General features: G+C 43.1%; 15 protein-coding genes and 2 tRNA genes. 12 read left to right on the top strand and 5 right to left on the bottom strand.

Annotated features, from left to right (window positions below; all coding sequences use genetic code 11):
• Nucleotides 1–224: 224 nt before the first annotated feature.
• A complete protein-coding gene (locus ACE1CI_RS29295) occupies nt 225–1,034 on the top strand; it encodes a hypothetical protein (protein WP_496615911.1) in 810 nt (269 codons plus the stop codon).
• 155 nt (nt 1,035–1,189) lie between these two features.
• Here ACE1CI_RS29295 and ACE1CI_RS29290 read toward each other — a convergent pair whose 3' ends face one another.
• Nucleotides 1,190–1,924, bottom strand: a complete 735-nt coding sequence (locus ACE1CI_RS29290) for a PP2C family protein-serine/threonine phosphatase (RefSeq protein ID WP_459564021.1) — start codon at nt 1,922–1,924, stop codon at nt 1,190–1,192.
• A gap of 77 nt (nt 1,925–2,001) precedes the next feature.
• Here ACE1CI_RS29290 and ACE1CI_RS29285 point away from each other — a divergent pair, with 77 nt between their 5' ends.
• The 4 genes from ACE1CI_RS29285 (at nt 2,002) to ACE1CI_RS29270 (ending at nt 4,482) form a co-directional block, all read left to right on the top strand.
• A complete protein-coding gene (locus tag ACE1CI_RS29285; RefSeq protein ID WP_496615910.1) occupies nt 2,002–2,157 on the top strand; it encodes a hypothetical protein in 156 nt (51 codons plus the stop codon).
• A 941-nt stretch (nt 2,158–3,098) separates the two neighbouring features.
• Complete coding sequence (locus ACE1CI_RS29280) at nt 3,099–3,755, top strand: hypothetical protein (protein WP_413262951.1); 657 nt, start codon at nt 3,099–3,101, stop codon at nt 3,753–3,755.
• Between the two features lie 50 nt (nt 3,756–3,805).
• Nucleotides 3,806–3,894, top strand: a tRNA-Gly gene (locus ACE1CI_RS29275).
• Between the two features lie 321 nt (nt 3,895–4,215).
• On the top strand, nt 4,216–4,482 hold the full coding sequence (locus ACE1CI_RS29270; RefSeq protein WP_413262952.1) for a hypothetical protein: 267 nt from the start codon (nt 4,216–4,218) through the stop codon (nt 4,480–4,482).
• A 112-nt stretch (nt 4,483–4,594) separates the two neighbouring features.
• On the opposite strand, the gene ACE1CI_RS29265 is transcribed toward ACE1CI_RS29270, so the two are convergent.
• Nucleotides 4,595–4,846, bottom strand: coding sequence for a ribbon-helix-helix protein, CopG family (locus ACE1CI_RS29265; RefSeq protein ID WP_413262953.1), 252 nt, complete (start codon nt 4,844–4,846; stop codon nt 4,595–4,597).
• Between the two features lie 96 nt (nt 4,847–4,942).
• On the opposite strand from ACE1CI_RS29265, the gene ACE1CI_RS29260 reads away from it, so the two are divergent.
• The 5 genes from ACE1CI_RS29260 to ACE1CI_RS29240 all read left to right on the top strand — a co-directional run bounded on the left by ACE1CI_RS29260 (nt 4,943) and on the right by ACE1CI_RS29240 (nt 13,520).
• The gene (locus ACE1CI_RS29260) at nt 4,943–6,886 is read left to right on the top strand and encodes a DEAD/DEAH box helicase family protein (RefSeq protein WP_496615909.1); all 1,944 of its coding nucleotides are present in this window, start codon (nt 4,943–4,945) and stop codon (nt 6,884–6,886) included.
• Nucleotides 6,843–8,186 (top strand): hypothetical protein, encoded by a 1,344-nt coding sequence (locus ACE1CI_RS29255; protein WP_413262955.1) that lies wholly within the window; start codon nt 6,843–6,845, stop codon nt 8,184–8,186. Before ACE1CI_RS29260 ends, ACE1CI_RS29255 begins: the two co-directional genes overlap by 44 nt.
• 72 nt (nt 8,187–8,258) lie before the next feature.
• A complete protein-coding gene (locus ACE1CI_RS29250; protein ID WP_496615908.1) occupies nt 8,259–10,979 on the top strand; it encodes a TnsB C-terminal domain-containing protein in 2,721 nt (906 codons plus the stop codon).
• 2 nt (nt 10,980–10,981) lie between these two features.
• A complete protein-coding gene (locus ACE1CI_RS29245) occupies nt 10,982–12,133 on the top strand; it encodes an ATP-binding protein (protein WP_413262957.1) in 1,152 nt (383 codons plus the stop codon).
• Nucleotides 12,123–13,520, top strand: a complete 1,398-nt coding sequence (locus ACE1CI_RS29240) for a TniQ family protein (RefSeq protein WP_413262958.1) — start codon at nt 12,123–12,125, stop codon at nt 13,518–13,520. The genes ACE1CI_RS29245 and ACE1CI_RS29240 overlap by 11 nt, the downstream gene beginning before the upstream one ends.
• A gap of 144 nt (nt 13,521–13,664) precedes the next feature.
• Here ACE1CI_RS29240 and ACE1CI_RS29235 read toward each other — a convergent pair.
• Nucleotides 13,665–13,746: transfer RNA gene (locus ACE1CI_RS29235), tRNA-Leu, on the bottom strand.
• A gap of 515 nt (nt 13,747–14,261) precedes the next feature.
• Here ACE1CI_RS29235 and ACE1CI_RS29230 point away from each other — a divergent pair.
• Nucleotides 14,262–14,648, top strand: coding sequence for a hypothetical protein (locus ACE1CI_RS29230; protein ID WP_413262960.1), 387 nt, complete (start codon nt 14,262–14,264; stop codon nt 14,646–14,648).
• 79 nt (nt 14,649–14,727) lie between these two features.
• On the opposite strand, the gene ACE1CI_RS29225 is transcribed toward ACE1CI_RS29230, so the two are convergent.
• Both ACE1CI_RS29225 and ACE1CI_RS29220 read right to left on the bottom strand, forming a co-directional pair.
• Nucleotides 14,728–14,970 carry a hypothetical protein gene (locus ACE1CI_RS29225; protein WP_496615907.1) on the bottom strand — a complete coding sequence of 81 codons (243 nt, stop codon included), beginning with the start codon at nt 14,968–14,970 and terminating at the stop codon, nt 14,728–14,730.
• A gap of 192 nt (nt 14,971–15,162) precedes the next feature.
• Nucleotides 15,163–19,083 carry a tetratricopeptide repeat protein gene (locus ACE1CI_RS29220; protein WP_496615906.1) on the bottom strand — a complete coding sequence of 1,307 codons (3,921 nt, stop codon included), beginning with the start codon at nt 19,081–19,083 and terminating at the stop codon, nt 15,163–15,165.
• 67 nt (nt 19,084–19,150) lie between these two features.
• Here ACE1CI_RS29220 and ACE1CI_RS29215 point away from each other — a divergent pair, with 67 nt between their 5' ends.
• A complete protein-coding gene (locus ACE1CI_RS29215; RefSeq protein WP_413262962.1) occupies nt 19,151–21,409 on the top strand; it encodes a caspase family protein in 2,259 nt (752 codons plus the stop codon).
• Nucleotides 21,410–21,422: the final 13 nt, after the last annotated feature.

The raw sequence follows: 21,422 nt of genomic DNA, 5'->3' as shown, positions 1-21,422 counted from the left end.
TTCATTAGTTGCTCCTTGATTATAACGGTTCTGCTACTAGCGGAACCGTTTTTTTTAGCAATAATGCAGTAATGTATTTATTTGGTAGTGGGTAGTTGGTAGTTGGTAATGGGAATTTGGTCATCCGAGTAAATCTGCTATAATTCCTATCCAAAATCTTCAATCTAATTTCTTAAATTACCCCTACCAACTACTAGCTACTTACCTCCTAAAATTCATACAAGATGAAATTAAACTACTGGTTTGTATTAATTAGCGGTTGTTTAACTCTGGTGGCGACACCTGTTTGGGGACAAACTCCAGAAACTCAACCAACCCCTGAAACTGCACCAACTCAGGAAACTCCCCAAACTCCAGAAACTCAACCAACCCCTGAAACTGCACCAACTCAGGAAACTCCCCAAACTCCAGAAACAGCAACGCCTAACTCCTCAGCAAGAGATTTAGATTTAAGTCCAGAAATTATTGAAAATAGCCCGGTATTGCGGCGCTGGATGCGGAAAGTTCCTAATGTTTTGGAGAGTATTAGAAATGACCCAAGTTTTCGGACGAGGTTGCGGTTAGGTTATTCTCAGTATACTTCGGACGATCGCTCTTCAGGAATTAAAGTCGGGGTAGAAGATATATTTTTGGGAAAAACCGGATTAACTTTAAGTGGCGAGTATAACACTTCCTTTGATGGTGATTACTCTCTTTACGGTGGAGATTTACGTTACTATATTTTGCCTTTGGGTGGTTACATTAATATTGCCCCGGTAATTGGTTATCGTCATATAGATACTGATAGATACAATACTAGTGGTTTAAATGTTGGTGCAAAGTTGTTGTTTGTGTTCTCTCGCACTGGCGCAGGCGATATTTCTTTAACTCAAAGTTGGGTGTCTCCTGGTACTAGTGAAGAGGTGGGTTTGACTACTATTTCTGTAGGTTATGCTTTAACGGAAAATATTCGCTTATCTACAGATATTCAAAAACAGAATGCTAGGCAAAGAAAGGATAATCGAATAGGAATTATTTTGGAATGGATGCTTTAAATACCCGAATTTTGCCAGAAGTCGGGAATATTTTGCTCCAGTCAATAGACCTCTGGCAAAGATAGATAATATCCATAATCCATCTGTGTAAATCTCGTGTTTATCTGTGGATATCTGTGGTAAAAAATCGGATATCTCAGACCTTCGCAAAAAATCTAATCAGATTCCAGCAAGTCTACTAAAACTACAGTAATATTATCTTTTCCACCTTTCTCTTTTGCAGCTGCAATCAGAGATGATGCTGCTTCTTCGAGAGTTGATGCTTGTTGGAGATAGTCAGCAATATTTTGATCAGTGAGTCCTTCGGTAAGTCCATCGCTACATAATAGTAAGCGATCGCCAACTTTCAAATCTACTGGCTGTATCTTCAGAGAAGCTATTTCTTCGCGTCCCAAGCAACTCAATACCAAATGGCGGAAGGAATGAACCCTCGCTTCTTCAGGGGTAATATCTCCTGCTTTGATAGCTTTAGCTACCCAAGTATGATCTTCTGTGATTTGTTCTAGTTGCGATTCGCGCCAGCGGTACAATCGACAATTTCCAACATTAGCACAAATAGGCGACTCTGGAGAACGAAAAATTACCACAACCACAGAAGTTCCCATGTCAGCAAGTTCTGGACGATCTTGCTGTTCCTGCAAAATTGCTTCATTAGCTGTTAAAAAAGCGAACTCTAATAATTTATCTGAATCTCTAGAAGATAGCCACTTTTCTGACAAATAAGTTGGAATTTTTTGGATAGCAATGCCACTGACTACATCTCCTCCCTCATAACCACCATTACCATCAGCAACTATAAAAAATCGCCCTTCCGGGTCTATATAGTAAGCATCTTTATTAGTAGAAGCAATCAGTCCCACATCGGTAGAACCTGTAAAGTTAAGTTTCAGCGTCATATAATTTTGTGCAAACAATTAATATTGTTTATTTTAACCGTCGAGAGTGGCTGGAACCAGCTTTAATCTGATTGCTGCTGCTGATTTTGTCACGGTTTAATGACTACTTGATAGAGATGCGATCGCTTTTTTGTAGTCAACCGAAATGCCAAGGCGGACAAAATAGTATGGCGATCGACAGTAAAACTGTGACTTTACCCATAACTTTGCCGCTACAGGAATCATAACTTTGCCGCTACAGTGATTCAAACCGTGATTCTGTGGTTAGGTGGAATCAACTATATTTTAGACGCTTGGAACCATGACCTTGCCGTGAGTCTAAATAGGAACCATAATCTTGCCATGAGTACCCCTTGATTGTTCGATGGGGGAACTCTCCTGCTATCGGAGTGAGTTTTTATACCACACTATTTATATTTTGTCAAGATTAAACTTGCTCTTACTTATAGGCGGTAACATCAGTGCAACTGATCGCTTTTCCTTATAGAGTTTGATTTAGAAAAAGGTGATAACTGTTATGCGAACACCTTGCGATCGTTTCCCTTGTTTAGCTTGATCTGGAGAATGCGATCGCTCGACCCCCCTCACAAATAAGACTGAAGCGAAGCCCAAACTCCTGTGGGTCGTGGGGAGCGAAAATGCAGATGAAGTCCCAAGGGATTTGGCTATTTGATTTTGCAGCGTATTGCAAATTTTTAGCCGACAAATTGTCGGCTTTGGAAATGGATCAATATCAAGGACAAATTGTCCCTGACCTAAGCAGATGAAATTCATCTGCTTACAGAGTGCCACATCGGTTGAAAGGAATGCGAACAGATCTGGTGGACATTTAAAAACTTCTTTTTTATAGAAGTGTGAAGAGAAGAGAAATAAAATCAATAGAGTAAGCACCACAAACTTATTGTCTGCTTAAACTGGTTGCAAGCGATCGCAAAGATTGAGTTTCTTTGTAACCATTAAATTTTGAAACAAACTGTAGTTAAATTGACATTTTTTCTAATTTTTAATCATTATATGTTATCATTTTCAACTTAAATATTAGTTAAGGTAATTTCATCCAAGGACGCGCTCATAAAGCTTTTAAACCTTGCAAAACTTGTTTTTATGCTGTACCTTAGAAATGAAGGCGGTACATAAAATCACTTTCACAAGAAAGCGGTGAGCATTAATGACTTACGACCTTGCCGAAGAGCGAACTAAAAAAATCTTTGAGGAACAACTAGCCAAGGAAGTAGAAAGACGTACTGAGCTTGAGAAACAGCTTAAGCAAACTCAGCAAGAACTCAAACTAGTGGAGCGTAATATTGCTTACTTTGATGGGCTACTCAGATGGCTATCCAAAGATAGCTCAGAAGCAGCAGATGGAGATTCTCATGAGGAATCTTCTAGTTTAAGCCAAGCCCAACAAGCTCAAGAAGTCCAGGCTCGCTCTCCTGAAAATGGGAGTTTACAGTCAAGGCAGTTATCCTTAATGCCCGCCTATTTTGATGTAGATACTTCTAATGAAGATGATGAGGAAGAGGGCGAATATATGCTTTCTGCCACAGAAAGTGAGCGTCCTCCAATGGAGATGTTGAAGCCCCAGTTCAAAGGCCAGTCAATGACTGATATTGTCCTGTCAATCCTAAAGCAAGAGCAGAGACCGATGAGGGCTGTTGAGATCGCTTTCGCTGTCTATCAAACCGAATCCAAGGAGGAATTTACTCGTGCCAGAAATTCGATTGGTGCGGAATTACGAACAGGAGCAGACAAAAAGGGGTGGAAAAAAGCTGGAAGAGGTCGTTATGTGATCGAGTCAATTTCACAAAAAGATTCAAAAGATTAACGCCGAATCTTGGAACTAGCCATTCAAAGATTCGGCGTTAAATACTGTGAGAGAGTGTGGCGGAAGGGTAAACGCATCCAGATGCCAACTGGATATGACCTGCTCAGGGTTTTTGTGGGTTCGACTCCCACCACTCTCAAAAAAACTAAACCTTGTTTCAGGCGACGCATTGATTAGCTAAGCCTAAAAACCATGTTTGGAGTTTTTTTTGGAGATCACATTATGCCCTAATCAACCACCGGGAAAAACCCGCTAGTTTGTAGGTCACTTTCTTTTTGTGACCTCACCTGGTAACGGATTGGTGTCCCTTACCAGTACCACAAGAAGCTCAAGCTCTTGCGGCATAAGGTTTTGCGTTCTTTTAATTTAGCATAACTTAAGGTTTTAGTCAATTTTTGCAACTGCCGCTTGTACCGCAAGATTGCTGATTTATCAATAAGGTAAGGAGATCGCATTGAAGATGAACTGGACAAAAGCTCCGTCAGGACAAAAGGTTAATCAAGCCTTGATTGATTCTGGTTTGCAAGTAGCCGAACGGTCAATCAATAGCAAAGGCAAGCCTCGCGTCGTTTATCATTTGACCGAAATCGGGAAGCAATATGGCGAAACAGTAATTGACACGGCGCGGGGACACGGCAAAACCGTCTTTCACATTCGCTGGTTTAAATCAGTTATTCCTGTGGTTAGCCAATACTTTCAACCATGTGAAGACGACAAGGCAAGTTAAATGGTGGCGAAGGATTACTTCTCAACAATTACCATCTTGATCTTTCGTTGTCTGCTTTGCCTATAAACCCTTACTTCAGTCGCTCCTAAGAGACAAATTGTTTCTTTGATCGCTAACGGGCATTCCCGCCCGTGAACCGCTCTAAACAGACGGCTACCAACCGACTTAACTCATCCACTCGCTCTTCCAATGTTGCAATCCTCTCTTCTACAGGATCGAGGGATAACCCTAGATGTTGCGCGATCGCCTCCCTAATCACCTGAGTCCTGTCTTTTTCGTCCAACACGGCACGCGCATCAAGAGCCTCTAGCATCTCTTGAGACAATCTGACCGATATAGCTTTATCTTTCCCTGTTTTTGACATGACCACCGAGATACATCTGTGCTACTTTTGAGATACGGAATACTTTTGAGCTACGAGTGAAATACATACTGCAATCTTATCAGTGAGGAACAAATAATGGCATTCATACCTAGAGACTGGCAAGTTCGATGCACGAGAGAATATCAAACAAAAGGAAAACGGAATTTTCTAGCCGAAGTTTGTACTTCGGGGGGAAAAACAGGTGGAGGTCTATATATTTACGAGTCGCTAAAGGAGGTTTTTGGTTGGCGATTTCTTGTAGTAGTGGTTCCATCGGAGCATCTCAAGCGACAGTATGCTGTTGATGCACAAAAGCTTTTTGGTATCAAGCTTTTTTACTCAGGTACAGTAAAAAGCTTGGGGCGGCTACCAACCCCAGAAGAGTTATTGCAGCAAGGATATCAAGGATTGGTAGTGAACTATCAATGGTTAACATACTCTGGCAACGCTGAGTGGTTGGCAACCGCTCTACAAAAAACTTTAGCTGGCAAGGTATTTGCCATTCTGGATGAAGTTCACCATGCAAGCGAAAAACTTGCTTTTGGTCAGGCTTGCGAGATTGCCCTTTCGGATAGGATCGTATCGCACCGACTGATGACTTCTGGAACGCCCTTTCGCTCAGACGGCAACAGGATTTTAGGAAATTGGCTCACGTATATACCAGTAGGGGACAACACTTTTGAATGTGTTCCTGACTTTCGGTACACTCTGGCAGATGCCTTACAGGATGCAATAATTCCTCCATTTTCGTTTGTAACAATGGATGGGCAATTTACCTACCGTCGCGATCGCTATGTCTATGAGGGTAAGACTCTTACAGACACTACAGATGAACAAGAATTAACCGATGCCCTCAACACGGCTATCTATATTGATGGTGATTGGGTCAAGGAGGCGATTTTGTGGGCGCACAAGCGAATGCAGCGCGATCGCGCTAAGGGTCTTCCCGAATGTGCTACTTACGTGCGAGTTCCTACAATCGGCGCTGCTCGAAAGATGAAAGAACGCATACGCCGCATCACAGGCGAGGATGCTCTGGTTATCGTGTCCAAAGAAGATGATCCAAATCCAAATTCGCGTTTAAGTTTCCGCGAAGATCCTAGCGAACTAATTGAACGGTTCGCATCTGAAACTGGTGTAGGAGCAAAGTCTTGGATTATTGGCGTTTCGATGCTGGGAGAAGGCGTTTCCATAAATCGCCTCAAATACCGAATCCATGCAACTAACATTCGCGCTCCTTTGTCTTTTATGCAAGATCTGGGACGATTGCTCCGTCTTTTTCCTGTAGAAGCCCCAGAATCAGTGGAAACTTTGATTCCGGCGCATCCAACACTGAGGGACTTAGCATTAGATGCCTTGAATGAGGTTGCCCATGTTGTCCGAGAGAGAGAGGAAGAAGAAACTTCTAACGACAAGGACTCAGAGGATGGAGATGAAGGCAGCGATCCAATTATCTCTACATTTGAGCCGCTTGCCTCAACTGGAGAATTAGGAAGCCACATTGTAGACAGCGAAGAGATTGCTACAGAGTTTACTGCTGTTGCGGAATGGGCAATTGAAAATAAAGAGATTTGGCGGCATTGGAGTAAAACACCCGCTCATCTAGCACAGTTGTTGATGAAGGATCGACCACTGTTCAATCTTCTTTACCAAGAGTATCAGGCAGTTCCAAGGAAAACGCCCATCAATCATAATTTCTCGACACCCCCTATTCCTCAAGGTTTCCCTCTGAATACGCCAATTGGCTCGATGATGAAAAGCTTGAATTTGTTCGAGATAAAGCTAACAAGAAAGCCTATCGTTTGGCTTGCATTCTCTACCCCAATGCCACTGAAGAAGAGAAAAAAGCCAAAGTTAAAGAGATTCATACTAAAGCGAAACAAGCAAAAAAATTTCGAGGGGGTGAATTTATTGGTCACAAAGGATGGGAAAACATCTATCAATGGCTTTGCGATCGCATTGCTGAGGCAAACAAAATTAAGGGAAAGGAGGCTCTATGAACCACGCAGATGCCAAAATTATCGATCCGAGCGAACTTAGTATTCCAGAAACGGCAGTTATCCAGAAGGTTTTATCCGATCAAGAGCAACTACCAACAGATCAACACGATAAAGCAGTCCGAGCTTTTCTAATCTCTGATGGTATCGCCTCTGGAATTGGGAAAGATTTAGCCTTTGTTGACAAAATTCCCGGCTTTATCAAAGAAATTATCGACAACAAGCTGTGGGAATGTCTGTATGTTGCCAAGGGAGTTGTCACCCCTTACTACTGCCGCTATACCAAAGGCACTGATTCTGAAAATTTTCGAGCGTTTATTACCGCTAAACGCCCTAATGGTTTAGAAACAAGCGTAGAAACCATAGACCGAGTGCTACAGGCCGATCCTGAAGTGCAAAGGAAGTTTCGGGCAATCATTTACCAAGCTCAAGAAAAGGAACGGGATGAGACAGGAAAATACATAACTAATCCATCCCGACTTGAAGGCGGAATGGCAGAGGAGTTAGGAAATCGCCATCAAGAACGCCTCCGTGCTGCAAACCGAGCAGCAGAAGCCATTCCAGCCATAGGAGAATTACTGGATCGAGGACTAATAGCCATAGAAATTGCCGCACTGCTAGGGCGTGACATAAAAGACCCCAATAATCTGGCCGCAGAAGAACGAGAGTACGTGGACAAACGAGATCTGATTGGGTTAAGGATTAACCAGTACATTTATACTAACCCAATTCCCGATGATGAGGATAAAGAACCAGCTTATAGCCGCGAACTCAATCGGCACGTCAAAGACCTACTGGGGATTAAGGATCGCTCCAAGCCTATCCGAATGGACAATCCCAAGAAGGCAGCTGAGAAGTTACTTCAGTTCTATCAGGGCGATAAGCTCAAAGAGTTAATCGATCATTTGAGAAGTGGATTAGAACTGCCAACCGAAATACCAGAGCCAACCTTAGAACTAGCAAGTCGTAATGGACAATCTACTGACAGCAATCAATTGGTGAATCCAACTGCATCGCGTGCTAGTACTATCGAGCAATCTACGACTACTGCTGATAAGTCTATCCCTTCTCCCAACCTAGATTTACCAGCACTCAAACCCGCAGAAGATGTGGTAGAAAAAACTGTTCTTGAAAATAGGGAATTGACTTTAGAAGAACTCGCAAAACGCTTAAAACGCAGCCTTAGCTCAATCCGAAGAGAGACATATAAAGATCAAGACCCTGCTGGATTTACAAATTGGACAAGAAAGCGAGATCCAGAGGGCATAGGTTGGCAACGCAGCGACAAGAAAAGAGGACGTTCTGTGATTTATATTCCTGCTCCTGAACCCAATCAGGAATAGTTAAGTACCTAACAACTTAATCAGCAATTATCAATAATCCAAAGCTGAATCGTTTCTTTGGATAGGGGGTTTATGCTCTCAAAAGAAGACTTTAAAGACTGGTGCGATCGCCTTAATCTCTCGGAGGCAGAACAAAAAATCGTAGATCGAATTCGCTCTTCAGAACCTTCCCGTCGTGTAGGTGGTGGTAGCAGAAATGTTTCTGGACGCTACCCTAGTTGCAAGATGGGAGTCACTATTCAATTTGAATCTCATCGGGTTGAATTACCAGTTATCTATCAGCTAGAACACGATGAAGATGTCTTAGAGTTTTACGACCAACCACCACAAATTAAGCTGGACTATCAAGGAAAAAACGGGCGTAAATTAGGCGTTTTACACACTCCTGATTTATTTGTTCTCCGAACTAATTCGGCTGGGTGGGAAGAATGTAAAACTGAGCAAGAATTGAAAAAGCTGCAAGAGAAAAACTCTAATCGCTACTTTCTTTCTGAAGATGGTGAATGGCATTGTCCACCCGGAGAAGATTATGCTAATCAGTTTGGATTTTATTACTGCGTCCGTTCAGACAGCAAAATTAATTGGATTCTTCAACGTAATCTTCTATTTTTAGAAGATTACTATCGAGCAGAATCTTTAACAGTAGAAGAATCTATTTTCAAATCAGTTCTGTCGCTTGTTTGGGCACAACTAGGTATAAATTTAGCAGAATTACTCAATCAGTCACCAACAGTTAAGTCCGATGAAATTTACAAATTAATTGTATCGGAGCAACTGTATGTAGAGCTAAATACTGCACCACTTGCAGAACCAGATAAATGCCTTGTTTTTGGCGATCGACAAACAGCCATTGCTCATGGATTAATGGTTGAACCGTCAAATCCAACTACTCCTGTTATCTCTCCCGTAATTGACTTAGCTATTGGAACGACTATTAGTTGGGATGGTACAGGTTTAAACATTATCCACATTGGAGAAACAGAGGTTGTCCTTGGTGGGGAAAATAATCAGTTACGTCAACTCACAAAGCCAGTATTTGAGAACCTAGTCCGGCAAGGAAAAATCAAAAGTGTCCAGACACCACAAAAACCAGCTATTAGCTCAGAATCTTGGCAGCGATTTTATCAAGCAAGTCCTGAAGATCAAGCTGAAGCCCTTTGCCGTTACAAAGCTATTGAACCATATCTGAACGGACAACCCATAGAAAACGAAACAATACCAGCCCGTACTCTGCGACACTGGAAAGCTAAATATTTAGCTGCACTCACACAACATGGTTGTGGCTATATCGGGCTTTTATCTCATCGCAGTGCCAAGGGCAATCGTCAGCGCAAGCTGCCTGAAGATACCTTGACAATCATGGAGAAGTTTATTTCCGAAGACTACGAAACCCTTAAACAAAAAAGAAAGTGGGAGGTTTACGGGTCTTTGGTTCGTGCTTGCGAACAAGCTGGTGTAATTGCTCCCAGCTATAAAGCGTTTACCAAGGAAATAAAGCGACGTGATGGTTACGAGCAAACCAAAAAACGCCAAGGTCGTAGAGCAGCTTATCAACAAGAATCTTTCTATTGGGAACTTACCAGAACTACACCGAGACATGGCGATCGCCCATTTGAAATTAGTCATATCGACCATACCGAGTTGGATGTAGAACTAGTTTGCTCCCGCACAGGTCGCAATCTTGGCAGACCTTGGGCAACGTTTCTCATAGACGCTTACTCGCGGAGGTTACTGGCAGTTTACCTGACCTTTGACTCGCCTTCTTATCGCTCTTGCTTAATGGTGCTGCGAATCTGCGTTAAGCGTCACGGACGACTTCCTCAAATAGTTGTAGTAGACAACGGTACGGAGTTTCACAGTATTTACTTTGAAACACTTTTGGCTGCTTTTGAGTGTACCAAAAAGCAACGACCTCCAGCTAAAGCGCGATTCGGATCGGTCTGCGAACGTCTATTTGGCACTTCCAACACTCAATTCGTCCACAACTTGCTTGGCAATACACAGATAACTCGTAACGTTCGCCAAGTAACGAAGTCAATTAATCCTAAGAATCAGGCTGTCTGGACACTAGGTTTACTTTACGAATATCTTTGTGCCTGGGCTTATGAAGTTTATGACACCGACGAACATCCGGCATTTTTCCAGAGTCCGAGAGATGCGTTTGCTGCTGGGATGGCGATCGGCGGCAGTCGGTTTCATCGCATGATTCCTTACGATGAAAACTTCCAAATACTTACTCTACCCACAACTTCAGAGGGAAAGGCAAAAGTTCAATGTGGACGTGGTGTAAAAATCAACTCAATCTACTACTGGTCTAATACTTTCCGAGATCCGCAAATTGAAAACACTTCTGTACAGGTAAGATATGACCCATTTGATATTGGCACTGCTTATGCTTTTGTTCGAGGACAGTGGGTGCAGTGTATTTCCCAATATTATGCAGAATTTCAAGGCCGTTCAGAAAAAGAATTGAAATTAGCTAGTGCTGAACTACGTAAACGCCAACAAAACCATACAAAGCAATCTAAAGTTTCAGCCAAAAATCTAGCAGAATTTCTGGCATCAATAGAAGCGCAAGAAGCGCTATTAGAACAACGTTCCTATGATGCAGAAGCTCAAGAAGTCTTTAGGGTAATTGAGGGTGGAAAAGCTACTTTCAGTCGTAATACGCCACCAAATGTTATCCAAATTCCCTTGGGCAGTACTGACAATCAAGCAATAGAAGATGAGTCAGTCTATCCAGACGATATCACGAATACCCCAGAAACATTAGTCATTTATGAGGAGTTTTAGTTATGACAAAATCTACCGGATTTCCGATTGAACTCCTCAAAGAACCTATTGGAGAAAGGCTTGCTTACTTTGAAAATTTCACGGTAGCACATCCAAGACTGAAGGAAGTTTATGAAACTTTGATGCGGACAATTGCCGAACCAGCAGGAGCTTCATTCATCTTTGTTTATGGCCCTAGCGGGATTGGCAAAACAACTTTACGAATACGAGTTGAACGGAAACTAACAGAATTAGCATTGCCTAAGCTAGAAAGCGATCGCGGTTACGTTCCGGTTGTTGGGGTTGAAGCTGTAGCCCCAGAATCGAGAAATTTCAACTGGAAAGATTACTATACACGCGCCTTAATAGCTTTGGAAGAACCACTAATCGACCACAAAGTTAATTACGGTGTTCGAGGCATCTATCGGGATATTTTTGGCAAAATTAATGTTGAACCAAAAGTAGTTGCACCTGCCTTACGCAGGGCTTTGGAAAATGCCCTCAGTTACCGTAAACCAGATGTATTTTTCATAGATGAAGCGCAACATTTCGGGAAAATGGCAAGCGGATACAAACTACAAGATCAACTAGATTGTCTCAAATCTGTGGCAAATACAACAGGCATCTTACATTGTTTGTTAGGTACATACGAATTACTGACATTCCGTAATTTGAGCGGTCAACTGTCACGACGAAGCGTAGATATTCATTTTCGTCGTTATTGTGCTGATGTTCCAGAAGATGTACAGGCTTTTAAAAGCATTTTGTTGACTTTTCAACAACAAATGCCACTTATAGAAACCCCAGATTTAGTTGTTCATTGGGAATATTTTTACGAACGTACTCTTGGGTGTGTCGGCATACTGAAAAATTGGCTAACACGCGCTCTTAAAGATGTTCTCGATCGAGAAGCAGCAACTGTCAATCTCAAAGACTTACAAAAACGTGCATGGTCAGTTGCTCAATGCCAGCGGATGTTTAAAGAAATTCAAGAGGGTGAGAGACAGCTATCGGAAACAGAAACAGATGTGCAAAACTTACGTTCCGCTTTAGGACTGGGAACAAAACCAGTTCCACTACCAGAAGAAGCCCCTAAAACCACTCATTCACGAGGAAAAGTTGGTAAACGCAAACCTAAAAGAGATCCCATTGGAGTGCAACAAGATGTTAGCTAATGAATTAACAACTTACGAATCTTGGAATTTAAAAAAGGAAAACATTCCATCTCGTAGTCGATTGTATCAGTTAGGGCCTGTAGGTATTGGTACTCCATTGGTAGAAAGCTTAACTGGTTATATTGCTCGATTAGCCGAGGCTCATTGCGTTCCTTCTGGGATTTTGATGGAAAGAGAACTTGCCCCACTTATAAAAGAAGTCCCTGCTGATATTGACTTAACTAAAAACCGAACTCGGACGGGTGTGTTTGGTCACACAGGAACATTCAACGGAATTGGCGTAATGGCAGAGAATTGGATGAAAGCGCTATCCATACTGACCCAGAGGCAAGATTTACGCTTCCTGACTATGCTAACTTGGGCAGAAGTTTTCCCAGCAAAGGGATTGCTACGTAACAATTGGGCTTATTGCTCTATTTGTTATGAGGAGTGGCGAGAAGCTCAACAGCTTATCTACGAACCACTTCTTTGGGCAATCAATGGAGTTGACATTTGTATGAAGCATCATCAACCCCTGCTCCACCAATGCTTTCATTGCGGGAAATCACTTTCTCCTTTAGCATGGCGATCGCGACCTGGTTACTGTTCAAAATGCGGTCAATGGCTGGGTAGTAAGCTTGATACGGAATCTTCTGTCTGCGATCGCTTGACAGAACAGGAGCTACGATATCAACTCTGGGCTGTGAAAAGTATTGGAGAGCTAGTTGCTGCACAAGCTAATCTGACTTGGACACCTTCTAGTCAAAAAATTGGAAAAGCTTTTTCTATATGTATAGACAGGATAACCGAAGGAAACATAGCTGCGTTTGCTCGTCTTATTGGAAAACCCAAAAATACGGTCTGGACGTGGCAGACGGGGAAAGCTTTACCACAAATTAGCGTACTCACGCAAATTTGTTACAACCTAAAAGTCTTATTGCTAGATTTTTTGAGTGGCGATTGCGTCGCTGCGACGCTTGATGAGGCAACGATAGTTTCTCAGCATCAAAGACCAAAAACAGAAATATCTCCCAAAAGCAATTGCGACCTAGACCAACTCAGGCAGAAGCTAGAAGCAATCAAAGATGGTGACGAGTATCCGCCGCCTTGCATGGAAGAGGTAGCTAAACGCCTTGGCTACAATACTCGGTTCCTTCGCAGACAGTTTTTGGATTTGTGTCGTGCGATCTCAGAACGATACATTGACTATCGAAAGACTGTTCGTACCCATACAATAGAGCAACTCTGCAAAGATGTTCAGCAGACAGCCTTGGAAATTTATGCTGAAGGACAGGAACCCACTCGGAGCCGAGTTGCTAAACGTTTAGCAAAGCCAGCCTATTTCAGAGAGAAACAAGTCGAGGCCGCCTTGTCTGAAATACGATATCAACTTGGATTAAACAGCTAAGTGAAGTCAAGAATGACCCCGATTCACTTCTCAGAAATTCGGAACCATAAGTTTGCCACTCCTAAATGGAACCATAAGCTTGCAATTGCGGCAAAGTTATGGGTAAAGTCACAAAAACACTGCATCGGTAAAATGAAATTTTTATGCGGATGAAAGGACTTGAACCTTCACTTCTTGCGAAACCAGAACCTAAATCTGGCGCGTCTGCCAATTCCGCCACATCCGCTCGAATCTATATATTAACAGATTCACACGATAAATCAGTATAGCAGATTTTTTTTCCAAAGTGAACCAAAAATAAATATAAATTCCAGGCGAGTTCGGCGGGTTTTGGCGGCGAGTTACCTTGAGAGAGTCAGATCGATCGCTTCACCCATACCTTTAACTAAACGGCTGCCGACTTTTCATATTAATCGATCGATGAAACACCTGTGGCGATCGCTTGTTAAAATTTAAACTCTTCACTTGAAACATATTCCAAAAACTTGAAAGCCACTTGTTCCCCTTTTGACTTAGTTTTCGTCATCAACAAATTAGCCTCACCAATAGCTATTATGAGTTTTTTTATTAGATTACCAACCCCATACACTACTAAAACTTATTTTAAGTTATATTTCCATTAATCAAAATTTCTTAGTATAGAAGATGACTGTTTTTTGAGGAGAGCTATTATATGATAAAAATATAAATAAATAAGTTTTCAAACCCGAAAAGAAACCAAATTTAATTGGGTTCAAAATAATGAAAACCATCATTCCAACTACTTTACTAATTTTAGCGTCTACCAGTATTGTGTTAGCTGGTTCAGTACAAGCGCAATCTCAGACAATACGCGATCGACAAACGGATGATTTCACCTTATCTGGTGACTCTTTAGAAGGAATTGAAACTCGCACAGCAGAAGGCGACTATCGGCAATTTTTTGGCTCAAATGCTGGGGCTATCCAAATTAATGAAAGCTATCAGATGACAAAAAAAGGCAGTCACAACCCATTACAGGTAGGGAAAGACGCAGAATTACAAATTAATCGGCAAACTCCCCAACCGATTAACGCTGCACCTTTCCGAGACAACGAGCGTTTGAATGATACTGGTAGAGTAGAATTAAAACTGGATTTAGCTGAATAAAAGGGACTGGGAAAGATTTGATTTGTAGGGTGCGTTAACGCCAGTGTAACGCACCATTCCACCATATTTCCACAGGGGACTAGGGACTGGGGACTGGGAAAGATTTGATTTGGTAGGGTGCGTTAACGCCAGTGTAACGCACCATTCCACCATATTTCCACAGGGGACTAGGGACTGGGAACTGGGAAAGATGTGATTTGTAGGGTGCGTTAACGCCAGTGTAACGCACCATTCCACCATATTTCCACAGGGGACTAGGGACTGGGGACTGGGAAAGATTTGATTTGGTAGGGGCGGGTTTAGCAGAAAATTCTGTAATCACAATCAAAGAATTACAACAAAACCCGCCCTTAATCTAGGGATTCACAACCAAAGAATTACAACAAAACCCGCCCTTATATCATATCCGGCTGCTCAGCCAAATATCTTTAATCCAAAATAATGTAGAGACGTTATATATAACGTCTCTACATTGTTTTGGGTAATCTTATCGGACATAATATGACAAATTTTATCAACGCGACACCGAGCCCATCGCATTCCAATCACCAGAAGGAATAAAAGCCGCCCAATAATAAGGATGTTGATACTTATTACCCCGCAACATCTCCAACTGAATCTCACGCAAAGCCGAAGAACGCCCCTCATTATTCAACAAACGGCGATAATAACTCACCATTAAATCCTTAGTTCCATCATCATCAACCTTCCACAAACTCAACACCTGAGTTTCCGCACCCGCCAACACAAAAGCACGGCGCAAACCTAAAACACCCTCACCATTTGCCACATCTCCCACCCCAGTTTCACAAGCAGATAATACGACTAATTTCGTTCCCCATAAATTCAAAGCAGCAGCTTCCATCGCCGTTAAAACCCCATCTTCATCCCCACTTTTACGAACATTAAAACCCGCCATTGCTAAACCAGACCTTAATAACGGATTTTCTTGATTTCCTGTTACCCGACGACGGGGTTTAACGCTAAAATCAGGTTCAACCCAAAGACTGCGACTAAACCCAGTTGGCGGTGCGACTAATTCCACATCTTCCAAGAAAAAGCCGTGAGTCGCAATGTGTACAATATGAGGGTTTTTAAGTTTTTTCAGGGCGTTTTCTGTAGCTTGAGAACCTGTTAATTTTTGGATTCCCGAAAGCAGAGGTGTAATAGCTTCCGCTTCTTTGAGTGTACCGGGTAGAGGGCCGAATTGGATTTGGGCTAAGTCGGTGGAACGTTGGCTATTATTGCCACGAGTTTTATTAGCAACTTGCACCGCTGGATTGCCGGGATTACTATAATCAGGATTAGCTAAAAGCACAGGATTAGAACGACTAGCGACGGGATTTTGTAAGCGCAATAAGTCACGTCCTGAACCGAGATAAGTAATAGAATAGTTTTCCACTAAATAGCGGTTATTTTCATCAACCAAAGCAGCGAACGGAATTAAATTAAGTTGGCTATCAGGAGAAATTAAAACAGTGCGAGTATTGCCCAAACGTTGCCGAATTGGTTGCATGAGTTTTTCATCGAGAGTGCGAGCAATTTTTTGAATGTTGGGAGATTGAGATTGCAAAGCTTGACGGAATTCGGTGACAGTTTGGTTAATAGGTTCTGCTTCCCCTAAATCCACCCATTGAATCTTACCGTCAGGGTTGAGAATATAAGCAACATAACGAGGTTTGCCAAATTTGTCAGTTTTGGCATCAAGAGGATAGTAAAACACTAATTCGACTAAAGCGGCATTTTGCGGAATCAGTTTTTGAATAGCTTCAATGGTTGCAGGTTGAGAAATCTTGCGGAATTCAGAGGAACGACGGGCTAATTCTGCTTCCTGTTTTTCCGCTTGGGTTTTCAGGTTGGCAACTTGAGTGCGATATTGTTCCAGGGAAAGGTTTTTCGGTGGGTTGAAAATTAGGGCAGCGAGTTGGCTGCGAGTGGCGTTAAGTTGGTCGAGTAAGGTTTGGTTTTCTGGGGTGATGTTTTGACGCAGACTGATGAGGCTATCGGTGAGAACTTCCAGAATGCGACCTTTGCGATGTAAAACTGTAGTTAGAGCGAGGCGTGCAGCTTCCGGGTTGTTGGCTGCATATTGGATGTGCAGAGAAACAGTTGCGTCTGTTGTCCCAGAAAGAGTATCCATGTAGGCACGTTTTTGAGATTCTGAGCCAATGGTAAGGTTGACAGCTAGGTGTTGTTCTTCGAGATTAACTCCACGAGTCAAAAATGCCAGCGCACGGGCGATGTCTCCTTGCGCTTGGTACAGTACTGCCAGGTTGTTGAGGCTTTGAGCGACATCGGGATGCTCAGAACCCAGGGCTTTTTCAAAGATGGCTAAAGAGCGTTGGTACAAAGGTTCGGCTTGAGCATAGTTGCCTATTTCTCGGTACAGTACTGCCAGGTTGTTGAGGCTAGTAGCCACGTTGGGATGCTCAGAACCCAGGACTTTTTCTAAGATGGCTAGAGAGCGTTGGTACAAAGGTTCGGCTTGGGCGTAATTGCCCATCTGTGTGTACAGTATTGCCAAGTTGTTGAGGCTAGTAGCCACGTTGGGATGCTCCGAACCCAAGACTTTTTTCCGGATGGCTAGAGAGCGTTGGTACAAAGGTTCCGCTTGGACGTAGTTGTCCATCTGGTGGTACAGTCCTGCCAGGTTGTTGAGGCTAGTAGCCACGTTGGGATGCTCAGAACCCAGGACTTTTTCTAAGATGGCTAGAGAGCGTTGGTACAAAGGTTCCGCTTGGACGTAGTTGCCCATATCTTGGTACAGTCTTGCCAGGTTGTTGAGGCTAGTAGCCACATCGCGATGCTCAGAACCCAGGACTTTTTCTCTGATGGTTAGAGAGCGTTGGTACAAAGGTTCCGCTTGGGCGTAGTTGCCCATATTTTGGTACAGTAATCCCAGGCTGTTAAGGCTAGTAGCCACATCACGATGCTCAGAACCCAGAACTTTTTCTCTGATGGTTAGAGAGCGTTGGGACAAAGGTTCCGCTTGGGCGTAGTTGCCCATATCTTGGTACAGTAATCCCAGGTTGTTGAGGCTAGTAGCCACATCGGGATGCTCAGAACCCAGGGCTTTTTCCTGGATGGCTAGAGAGCGTTGGTACAAAGGTTCGGCTTGGACGTAGTTGCCCATATCTTGGTACAGTCTTGCCAGGTTGTTGAGGCTAGGAGCGACATTGGGATGCTCCGAACCCAGGACTTTTTCTAAGATGGCTAGAGAGCGTTGGTACAAAGGTTCCGCTTGAGCGTAGTTGCCCATATCTTGGTACAGTCTTGCCAGGTTGTTGAGGCTAGTAGCGACATTGGGATGCTCCGAACCCAGGGCTTTTTCTGTGATGGCTAGAGAGCGTTGCAATAGAGGTACGGCTTGGGCGTATTTGCCCCTATCTAGGTAGAGTTCCGCCAGGCTGTTGAGGCTATTAGCCACAAGAGGATGCTCAGAACCCAGAACTTTTTCAAAGATGGCTAGAGAGCGTTGGTACAAAGGTTCCGCTTGAGCGTAGTTGCCCATCTCTCGGTACAGTTCTGCCAGGTTGTTGAGGCTAGTAGCAACACTGGGATGCTCCGAACCCAGGACTTTTTCCCGGATGGCTAGAGAGCGTTGGTACAAAGGTTCCGCTTGGACGTAGTTGTCCATCTGGTGGTACAGTGCTGCCAGGTTGTTGAGGCTAGTAGCGACATTGGGATGCTCCGAACCCAGGACTTTTTCTAAGATGGCTAGAGAGCGTTGGTACAAAGGTTCCGCTTGAGCGTAGTTGCCCATCTGTCGGTACAGTTCTGCCAGGTTGTTGAGGCTAGTAGCAACACTGGGATGCTCCGAACCCAGGACTTTTTCTCTGATGGCTAGAGCGCGTTGGTAAAGAGGTTCGGCTTGGGCATAGTTGCCCATATCTAGGTAGAGTTCCGCCAGGCTGTTGAGGCTATTAGCCACAAGAGGATGCTCAGAACCCAGAACTTTTTTAAAGATGGCTAGAGAGCGTTGGTATAAAGGTTCCGCTTGAGCGTAGTTGCCCATGTTTCGGTAAAGTACTGCCAGGTTGTTGAGGCTAGTAGCCACAATGGAATGCTCGGAGCTAAGGGCTTTTTCAGAGATGGCTAGAGAGCGTTGATACAGAGGTAGGGCTTGGGCGTAGTTGCCTATCTCTTTGTACAGTAATGCCAGGTTGTTGAGGCTAGTAGCGACACTGGGATGCTCAGAACCCAGGACTTTTTCAAAGATGGCTAGAGAGCGTTGTGCGAGGGGAATTGCTTCAGCATATTTACCCTGCTGGTAAAGCTGAATAACCTGTTGCTGGAGACGTTTAGCTTCTTCCAGTTCAGCAGATTGTTGGGTTGAAGGTGTTGACGATTGTGCAAAAATCCCACCAGGAACACCCGTTACAATACCCAATGTGGCGATAAGGGCAGTTGTCCACAACAGCGTTTTCTGGTTCATGATGTTTCCCCGTCCTAAGTTAAGCTATCTCTAGAAAATATTGCCTCATATCTTAACCCCGCCCCTCATGAAACGTCGTCATTTCCTTCAATTTGCTACATCTACCCTCGCCACTCTGGGATTAAGTCAACTCGATATTCAACAACACAGTTGGCGCTATGCAAAAGTCTTGGCACAAAACACCCCCCGGAAACTGGCGCTATTAGTGGGAATTAACAACTATCCTGATGATCCCTTAAAAGGTTGCATCAATGATACTTATTTACAACGAGAATTACTAATTCACCGCTTTGGTTTTAATCCCAAAGATATTCTTTTAGTCACCGATGAAACCCCGATTAAACCCACCCGTGCAGGTATCTTACAAGCTTTTGAAGAACACTTAATTAAACAAGCCAAACCGGGAGATGTGGTAGTTTATCATTTTTCCGGTCATGGTTCGCGAGTCTTTGACCCTGATAGTGGTGCATCTGACTTATTAAATAGTACCTTTGTGCCCATTGACCGGGAAATTTCCACATCAGCCGAACAAACAATTGTCTCGGATGTTATGGGAGAAACTCTCTTTTTATTAATGTCTGCCTTACAAACGGAAAATGTAGCGGTAGTTCTGGATAGCTGTCATTCCGGGGGCGGAAAACGCGGTAATTTAACTATTCGTGCGATTAATGGCGGCGCAAAAGTTAACCCTAGCCCGATGGAACGAAGCTATCAGGAACAATGGCTTTCTCAGATGGGGAAATCACGGGAATGGCTGAAACAAGAACGGCAAAAAAGTATTGCTAAAGGTATTGTCATTGCTTCGGCGGCGCGAAGTCAATTAGCGGCTGATACGCCTTTTGATGGGTTTCATGCTGGCGCTTTTACTTATGTTTTAACTCAGTATCTTTGGCAAACTACCTCTGATGAACCAATTAATAGTATTATCGCCAATGTTGCTCGCAGCACTACCCGGATTTCTAGTACCCGACAAATCCCGGAATTTGAAGTTAAAAAAGATAGCAATAACGAGAAAAAACCTGCTTATTTCCTGAAACATCAACTCCCCTCGGCTGAAGCTGTGATTACCAAAGTTTCCGGTAAATCAGTTGAGTTTTGGTTGGGCGGAATTGAACCGCAATCTATTGCTGCCTTTAACAAAAATGCGCTATTTTCTATTGTCGATAATCAAAGCAAAATTTTGGGAATTGTCCGCTTAGATTCCCGCAATCCAAATAATGGATTAGTCGCCCAAGGAACTATCCTCGAAACTTCTCAATTAAAGGCAATTAAACCGGGATTAATCTTACAAGAACAAGCTAGGGCAATTCCGAATAATTTAAGTTTACGCATTGGTTTAGATGAGTCTTTGGGGACAGATAAACCAACAGCTTCTCAAGCCCTTTCTCGCCTGAATCGGATTGAACCAACAGAATTAGGAAAAAAGGAAGTACAATATATTTTTGGTCGGATGACTGAGGCGAATTATCAGGAACTTCAAGAAAGAAAGGTTGCTGATATTCCCCCAGTTGGAAGTTTGGGTTTATATGCACCTGGTTTAGATTTAATTCCTGGTTCTTTTGGTGCTGCTAAGGAAAATGTTACGGCTGGTGTGGAAAGATTAAAGGCTAAGTTTCGCTCTTTATTAGCGGCAAGATTAGTTAAATTAACTTTAAATGCTGATTCATCTAAGTTGAAAGTTTCGGCTTTGATGAAAGTTTTAGATTCCCAAACTGGGCAACCAATTGATGTGGCGGCGAGTGCTTTTACGGTTCGGGGAAGTGCTATTAATTCGCCACAGTTACCTAATAATTTTAAACCAAATTCCGGGGAAATACAAGGGGTAATTCCTAATTTACCTTTGGGAACTCGCGTGCAATTTTTGGTTGAAAATAAGGAGGAGAAAGACCTTTATGTTACTTTGTTGGTAATTACGCCGGAAGGGGAAATGGTGGTTTTGTTTCCTAATAGTTGGACTGCTACAAGTGATGCTGCTTTAATTAAGGCTGGGGAAAGGCGACAAATTCCTGAAGTGGGGAAAGATTCGTTTAAAATTACTGTTGGTAAGCCTTTGGGAAATGTGGAGGTTTTGGTAATTGCTAGTGCTAGTCCTTTAAGAGAGGCGTTGAAGAAATTGCAGTCTATTGCGGTTAGTCGGGGGGAAAGAGGGGGGCCTTTGTCTTTGGAAGATGATGCTAGTTTGGTGATTGATGATTTGTTGGGTGATTTGGATAGGGGTACTCGTGGGAGTCGGAGTTTGTATGCTTCTTTTGATTCTACTGTGCGGACGGTTGATACGGCTCAGTTGGCTGCTATGTCGATTAGTTTTAGGGCTAGTTCTGGTTAGTTGGAATTAAAGG

Origin of the sequence: Floridaenema flaviceps BLCC-F50 (assembly GCF_041929275.2) — a bacterium.
Taxonomy (GTDB): Bacteria; Cyanobacteriota; Cyanobacteriia; order Cyanobacteriales; family Aerosakkonemataceae; genus Floridanema; species Floridanema flaviceps.
Note: the sequence above shows the minus strand (reverse complement) of the source record. Positions and strands in the feature narration are given on the sequence as shown.

Excerpts from the sequence above, each read along its gene's own strand:
- ACE1CI_RS29295 (WP_496615911.1), top strand. The coding sequence starts at position 225 with ATGAAATTAAACTACTGGTTTGTATTAATTAGCGGTTGTTTAACTCTG.
- ACE1CI_RS29280 (WP_413262951.1), top strand. The coding sequence starts at position 3,099 with ATGACTTACGACCTTGCCGAAGAGCGAACTAAAAAAATCTTTGAGGAA.
- ACE1CI_RS29270 (WP_413262952.1), top strand. The coding sequence starts at position 4,216 with ATGAACTGGACAAAAGCTCCGTCAGGACAAAAGGTTAATCAAGCCTTG.
- ACE1CI_RS29265 (WP_413262953.1), bottom strand. The coding sequence starts at position 4,846 with ATGTCAAAAACAGGGAAAGATAAAGCTATATCGGTCAGATTGTCTCAA.
- ACE1CI_RS29260 (WP_496615909.1), top strand. The coding sequence starts at position 4,943 with ATGGCATTCATACCTAGAGACTGGCAAGTTCGATGCACGAGAGAATAT.
- ACE1CI_RS29255 (WP_413262955.1), top strand. The coding sequence starts at position 6,843 with ATGAACCACGCAGATGCCAAAATTATCGATCCGAGCGAACTTAGTATT.
- ACE1CI_RS29250 (WP_496615908.1), top strand. The coding sequence starts at position 8,259 with ATGCTCTCAAAAGAAGACTTTAAAGACTGGTGCGATCGCCTTAATCTC.
- ACE1CI_RS29245 (WP_413262957.1), top strand. The coding sequence starts at position 10,982 with ATGACAAAATCTACCGGATTTCCGATTGAACTCCTCAAAGAACCTATT.
- ACE1CI_RS29240 (WP_413262958.1), top strand. The coding sequence starts at position 12,123 with ATGTTAGCTAATGAATTAACAACTTACGAATCTTGGAATTTAAAAAAG.
- ACE1CI_RS29230 (WP_413262960.1), top strand. The coding sequence starts at position 14,262 with ATGAAAACCATCATTCCAACTACTTTACTAATTTTAGCGTCTACCAGT.
- ACE1CI_RS29220 (WP_496615906.1), bottom strand. The coding sequence starts at position 19,083 with ATGAACCAGAAAACGCTGTTGTGGACAACTGCCCTTATCGCCACATTG.
- ACE1CI_RS29215 (WP_413262962.1), top strand. The coding sequence starts at position 19,151 with ATGAAACGTCGTCATTTCCTTCAATTTGCTACATCTACCCTCGCCACT.